This window comes from Vibrio makurazakiensis (assembly GCF_050337375.1).
Classification (GTDB): Bacteria; Pseudomonadota; Gammaproteobacteria; order Enterobacterales; family Vibrionaceae; genus Vibrio; species Vibrio makurazakiensis.
Window position 1 is genome coordinate 1 of record NZ_JAKJSW010000210.1, and the last position, 6,928, is coordinate 6,928.

Below are 6,928 nucleotides of genomic sequence, written 5' to 3' on the forward strand. Positions count from 1 at the left end.
CATCTGAACCAGTAGATAAACCGATTCATGACGTGAAAGATTTACGGTATTAAAAGCAAATAAATTATCGTCTTCGAAGACATACCCTGAACGCTCAAGCGCTAAAGACTCCCAAAGATCTGGAGCTAAATTAGCGAGGTTATAAGATTTCCTTTCAGGGATGACATCGCCGTACAACTTACTTTTGTTATAACTCGATATATAAAAGCCATCTTTATTGACCGCTTCCACTCTAAAATCCAAGTCCGGCGAGTAACTTAAACGAGAAGCTAAGCCCATTACGTCGACATTGATAACCAAGTAACCGAGCTTAGTACCTTCATCAACAATAGGAGTCAGCACCCTCAAAATAGGTGTATAGGGGTAAGACACTTTCTCATCAGAACCACGTTCAAGCTCGATTCCCCAAGAGCCTATTTCTTCACTTTCCAATGTTTGGGCGTACTTGAAATAATCGAACGCTGACCTATCAGCCAATTCATCTGGCAAAGTAACGATGCGTGATTGAGTAGAATAATCCAGCCGAACAGTTTCTTTCCCTTCAAGATCCAGAACCCGTATCTTGGTATACCATTTTTGGTTTACTAAAACAGATTTCCAAACTTCTTCTAGAACGGTGCGACTTGACTCTGTGGGAAAGCGAGCATAGCTGATCAGACTTTGACTATGACCAAGCAAATCCATGATGGACGAAAGTTGATCTCGCATATTGCTGTACTCTCGCTCACTATAGGTCAGTTGATGGAGAGCTTGTTTGGCCGTTTGCTCAAAGCTGGCAGTTTTCACTTCTTGATAACGCTGGGCGTAATATAGCCCCACTAACACAAAGAAGAGAACACATGTGATGAGAAGGGTCATGATTGTTTTTATGTTTCTCATCATCAGCTCAGTTACACGAAAAATATGGCTGCAGATTATACCTACAATAAGATTCGAACTAAATAAAAAGCCACTCTAATTGAGTGGCTTTATGGATTAAGAATGTTCTCTTTAATTAAGCAGCTTACGCTTTTAAAGCTCGCTCGCCTCGGGCAATGCCGACAACACCGCTTCGAGCAACTTCCAAGACATCGGTTACTTCAGACAAAGCCTGAATAAAAGCGTCAAGTTTTTCGCTGGTTCCTGCCATCTGAACCGTATACTGAGAAGCCGTAACATCGACAATCTGACCACGGAAGATATCAGCAGTGCGTTTTACTTCAGCTCGCGCAAAGCCACTCGCTTTCACTTTCACCATAAGCAATTCACGCTCAATATGCTCTAGTTCCGACACTTCTTGTACCTTAAGCACATCGATCAACTTATGCAGTTGTTTCTGAATTTGCTCAAGCTGCATTTCATCAGAGTTAGTCGTTACATTTAAGCGAGACAGAGTTTCGTCATCGGTTGGAGATACATTAAGAGATTCAATGTTGTAACCACGCTGAGAAAATAGACCAACAACACGCGACAAAGCACCAGGCTGGTTTTCCATAAGTAGTGAAATAATATGTCTCATAATTAAGTTCTCTCCGTCTTGCTTAGCCACATCTTGTCCATGCCTTCACCCTTTATTTGCATTGGGTAAACGTGCTCGGTGTCATCGACACTGATATCGACAAAAACCAGACGGTCTTTCATTGCTAGTGCTTTTTCTAAACCCGATTCCAACTCATCAGGAGACGAAATACGCATCCCTACGTGCCCATATGCTTCTGCAATTGCAGCAAAGTCTGGCACTGAATCCATGTATGAGTTTGAGTAACGACCTTGATAAACAATGTCTTGCCACTGTTTTACCATGCCTAAGAAACGGTTATTCAAGTTAATAATTTTTACTGGGATATTGTATTGCAGCGCAGTCGACAGCTCTTGGATATTCATTTGAATACTACCATCTCCCGTAACTACCACGACTTCTTCGTCAGGTTTAGCGAACTTAACGCCCATGCCAGCAGGAAGACCAAAGCCCATAGTTCCTAGACCACCTGAGTTGATCCAACGACGAGGTTTGTCGAATGGGTAGTACAACGCAGCAAACATTTGATGCTGACCAACATCCGATGCTACATATGCATCGCCGTTTGTCACTTTATGCAGAGTTTCTATTACTTGTTGTGGCTTAATTTTCTCAGAAGACTTGTCATAATCTAAGCAGTTACGCGCTCGCCACTGTTCAATGTCAGTCCACCAGCTTTCTAAGGCTTCACTGTCATTGGTTCCACCCTGCTCTTCAAGCAAAGCCACCATGCTCTCTAGCACTTTTTCAGCAGAGCCTACAATTGGTAGATCAACTTTTACATTCTTAGAAATCGACGATGGATCGATATCAATGTGCATGATCTTCGCATCAGGGCAGTACTTATCTAGATTGTTTGTTGTACGGTCATCAAAACGTACACCAATGCCAAAAATCAGGTCGGCATTGTGCATCGCCATATTGGCTTCATACAGACCGTGCATACCCAACATACCGAGTGAGTTTTTATGAGTACCAGGGAATGCGCCCAGCCCCATTAATGTACTTACAACTGGCAGATTTAAAGTTTCTGCCAATTTAAATAGAGGTTTATCTGCTTCAGAGATTACTGCACCACCACCAACATAAAGTACTGGTTTCTTCGCTTCTAATAGCGCTTTAAGGGCTTTTTTGATTTGTCCCTTATGACCAGTAGTTGTTGGGCTGTACGAGCGCATTTTGATGGTTTCTGGATACTCGTAAGGAAGCTTAATTTGCGGGTTCATCGTGTCTTTAGGAAGATCGATTACAACTGGGCCTGGGCGACCAGTTGTCGCAATATGAAATGCTTTTTTAACGGTTTCTGGAATGTCTTCAGCTTTCTTAACTAAGAAACTATGTTTCACGATAGGACGTGATACACCAACGATGTCACACTCTTGGAAAGCATCGTTGCCAATTAAGCTATTCGGTACGTTACCAGAAATAACTATCATTGGAATTGAATCCATATAAGCCGTCGCAATACCTGTAACAGTATTCGTTGCGCCTGGGCCTGAACATACTAATACAACACCAGGTTTACCCGTTGAACGTGTATAACCGTCAGCCATATGAGTCGCTGCTTGTTCGTGACGAACAAGAACGTGTTTAATTTGATCAGTTTTAGCATGCAAAGCATCATAAATATCTAATACTGAGCCGCCTGGATAGCCAAAGATTTGCTCCACATTCTCTTCAATAAGAGATTGAACAACCATCTCTGCACCGGACAACATTGCTGTTTCTGGTTTCGTCGTCATATTGTTTCTCCTTAGCCAGTCTCAAATTGTTTTGGTTAACTAATTGAGCCGGTTTTACATAGTCTAGGTCTTATTCGTAGCCTAAATCGAAATACTTCCACTTTTCGGCTATGCCTGCTTATCGTGATAACAACCAGCAGGGTTACGTAACAACTGTAACTCTTTCTTATCATAGGGTCTAACCCTAGATCTGAAGCAAAAATAACAATATGTCATTCAACAGCACAAAACTAGCCACTCAACCCACACACCACCAAACAGACGACAACTAACACCACAAATACAAAATAAAACAGCATAAAATAACAACAAGGAACCGATTTATTCTTTATTATCATCCATATTTGGTGTGCGTTACCGCACATTTCCCTTTAGCAGAAAACAAAAAATCCCTCTAAATATGAGCTAATGCTCTTAGAGGGATTTTTAAACAACTAAAAAATAAACTAACTAAATATTACTTATCTTTCGGCTTATCATTGTACATTTCTTCAATTTCGTCTTGATACTTATCATTAATCACTTTACGACGAAGTTTCTGCGTTGGTGTTAGTTCACCATCATCCATTGAGAATGCCTTGGGCAGCAACTTGAACTTCTTCACTTGCTCGAACTTAGCAAGTTCACCTTGCAAGCCATGAACACGCTTCTCAAACATCTCAAGAACTTGGTTGTTTTTAATCAGCTCGAGACGATCATGGTATTTAATGTTCAACTCTTTTGCGTATTCTTCTAACGTATCGAAACATGGCACAATCAACGCTGATACGAATTTACGAGTGTCTGCAATGATCGCGATTTGCTCGATGTAGTGATCTTTACCAATCGCACCTTCCACCATCTGTGGTGCAATGTACTTACCATTCGATGTTTTCATCAGCTCTTTAATACGGTCAGTAATAAACAGGTTACCGTTTTCATCAAACTGTCCTGCATCACCCGTTTTTAAGAAGCCTTGTTCATCAAACGTTTTCTCTGTTTCTTCTGGCATTTTATAGTAGCCACGCATCACCATTGGACCACGAACAAGGATTTCGTTGTTCTCACCAATTTTCACTTCTGCGCCAGGCATTGCCATGCCAATCGAATCTGGGTTGAAACATTTATCGTCCCAACAAGAAACCGTTGCTGTTGTTTCTGTCATGCCGTAACCAAGCTTAACGTTAATACCAATAGCATGGAAAAAACGACCGATGGTTTCATCTAACTTCGCACCACCACATGGCATAAAGTTAATACGACCACCTAATAAGGCACGCAGCTTAGACAGCACTAACTTATCAGCAAGGTTGTAGCTTTTCTGCAGCATAAAAGAAGGCTTGCGCTTTTCTTGATGACAGAGAGCCATCTTCGCTCCCATGTTCACCGCCCAAGTAAATAGCACTTTGCGTATCGCTGGAGCTTTAGATACTTTTTCATGGATTGCAGAGAAGATTTTCTCGTAGAAACGTGGCACTGCACTCATCACGGTTGGTTGTACTTCACTGAGTGCATCGCGAACTTGCATTGTATCTTGCAGGTAACAGTTGGTTGCGCCTTTATAAAGCACATAGAATGTCCAAGCTCGCTCAAATACATGAGATAGAGGTAGAAAGGCCAACGAAACATCATCTTGAGTCAGACTTAAGCGCTCATCGTGCCCTTCTAACTGAGAGCCGATGTTGGTGTAATCTAGCATTACACCTTTAGGTTGACCTGTCGTGCCTGAGGTATAAATCAGCGTCAGCAAGTCATCCATATTTGCATCATTTAGACGCGTATTCAGTTCAGCTTGCTGTGACTCATTGCCACTAGCTAAGAAGTCTAACCAAGACATAGCAAACTCATGGCCTTGAGTGTCGATATCGTCCGACATGGCAACAATCAACTCAAGCTGGTCACACTCTTCAAAAATACTTACCGCGACATCAAATTGAGGTTGTTCACCCACAAACAGAATCTTTACGTCTGCATTTTGGAGGATATAAGAAGATTGCGCAGCAGTATTTGTTGGATAGATAGGTACGGTAACAAGACGAGCTTGTAGAGATGCGAAATCAGCCACAGTCCATTGAGGCATATTATTAGAGAAGATACCGATTTTATCTTGAATTCTCAGTCCTTGAGCCAATAACGCCAGTGAAAGCGTATCGATTTGTTGACCAAATTGCTTCCAGCTAATGCTTTCCCAAGCATTGCTTACTTTATGTTTCAAAGCAGTGCGTTCACCACCTTGTGCTATCTGGTCTCGAAGTCTTTTTACGATATGAAAATCTAAATTGGCCATGTCTTTACCTTTGGCTTACACCTGTAAGCTTTTTTGAGCGCACAAGTGTACCTTTGATGCAAAAAAAGGCAACTGATGAACGTCAAAGTTATCACCTTTACTGCGCTTTTTATCAAATAGTAGCCAGTAAAAAGCCCCAAGCTGAAAATTACCAACTTGGGGCTCGATATTGATGGATACTGGTCTCTCGCGAGTACGCTTAAACGCTAATCTCTATGAAAGCGCAACCACTTCACCACAGATCATCATCAGTTGATCTCGTAACCAAATGTGACCTTTGTCTTTCTCACTTGACTCATGCCAGCTTAAGAAGCCTGAGATAGCACCATTATCAAACGGGAAGTCGATGATTTGCAGTTGATCTTTATTTGCTGCGTTTTCTACCATCCAACGCGGTGCAATAGTCACAAGCTCAGATTGACCAACGACATACAGCACATTACTCAAGCTTGTGCCTTCGTAGTAAGCCATGCAATCTAGATCTCGGTAAGCCTGCTCGGAGAAGCTGCGTTGACCATGGATCTTAGACAGTTTCGCGTGCTTCTCAGCATGCAATTCAGCTGAAGTTACAACTCCATTGATACGCGGGTGAGATTTAGATGCGACAACAACTAATTCATCTTGGAATATCTCTGTGCTTGAAAAGCCTTGCTCATCAAAACGAGCATAATCAATCACAAAATCAATTTCTTGGTAACGCATGCGTTCAGACAACTGACGGTCAAACTCTGCATCCATATGTAGTTGAACATTAGGTGCTTGAGTGTGAATAGTCGACATGATTTTCGGTGCAAAACGCATATCGCATGGGCTGCAGATTGCTAGCTTAAACAGACGAGATGATGTTTCTGGAGAGAATACAGAGCTAGGAAGTTCATTACGAACTAATTGCAGCGCCTGACGAACAGGGCCAAACAGCTGACGAGCACGCTGAGTTGGTTGAATACCACGACCTTGACGCATAAATAGTTCGTCATTAAACATCACTTTTAGGCGAGCAACGGCATTACTTACCGCAGGTTGAGACATGCCTAAGTTGTGTGCTGCACGAGTAATATTTTGTTCTTGCATTACAGCATCGAACACAGTCAAAAGGTTTAAATCTACACCACGTAATGTGCTTTCCATTCTGTAGCTTGCAATAGCACTCATCGCATCTTTTTTATCTAACATCAGGTTACCTCTTGTTGGTCACGACAGCTTTCAATTTTTAGTTCGGTTGGAATAGATAACCGGTCTTTCTAATATTTATATGCTCGATATATGCGAGCTGGTATCTACTATTAACCAATCAATCGCATGCCACCAACAAGATTTATAAAGAATAATGTAATTTTACCTAATCACTTAATTATTCATTAAATATCAACACCTTGATTAATTATAAAAAATACTAAAAATATAGATTTTATTGTTTTGAAT

Annotated in this window: 4 protein-coding genes and 1 pseudogene; all 5 read right to left on the reverse strand. The window is 41.5% G+C overall.

Going from position 1 to position 6,928, the window contains the following annotated elements:
• Positions 1 to 858 (reverse strand): annotated as a pseudogene (locus tag L4C33_RS17980) (diguanylate cyclase); the annotation flags it as partial.
• A 145-nt stretch (positions 859 to 1,003) separates the two neighbouring features.
• Positions 1,004 to 1,498 carry an acetolactate synthase small subunit gene (gene ilvN / locus L4C33_RS17985; protein WP_428813785.1) on the reverse strand — a complete coding sequence of 165 codons (495 nt, stop codon included), beginning with the start codon at positions 1,496 to 1,498 and terminating at the stop codon, positions 1,004 to 1,006.
• Between the two features lie 2 nt (positions 1,499 to 1,500).
• Positions 1,501 to 3,240 carry an acetolactate synthase 3 large subunit gene (locus L4C33_RS17990; protein WP_428813786.1) on the reverse strand — a complete coding sequence of 580 codons (1,740 nt, stop codon included), beginning with the start codon at positions 3,238 to 3,240 and terminating at the stop codon, positions 1,501 to 1,503.
• A 457-nt stretch (positions 3,241 to 3,697) separates the two neighbouring features.
• Positions 3,698 to 5,506, reverse strand: a complete 1,809-nt coding sequence (locus L4C33_RS17995) for an AMP-dependent synthetase/ligase (protein ID WP_428813787.1) — start codon at positions 5,504 to 5,506, stop codon at positions 3,698 to 3,700.
• A gap of 213 nt (positions 5,507 to 5,719) precedes the next feature.
• On the reverse strand, positions 5,720 to 6,679 hold the full coding sequence (leuO, locus tag L4C33_RS18000; RefSeq protein ID WP_428813788.1) for a transcriptional regulator LeuO: 960 nt from the start codon (positions 6,677 to 6,679) through the stop codon (positions 5,720 to 5,722).
• Positions 6,680 to 6,928 lie beyond the last annotated feature (249 nt).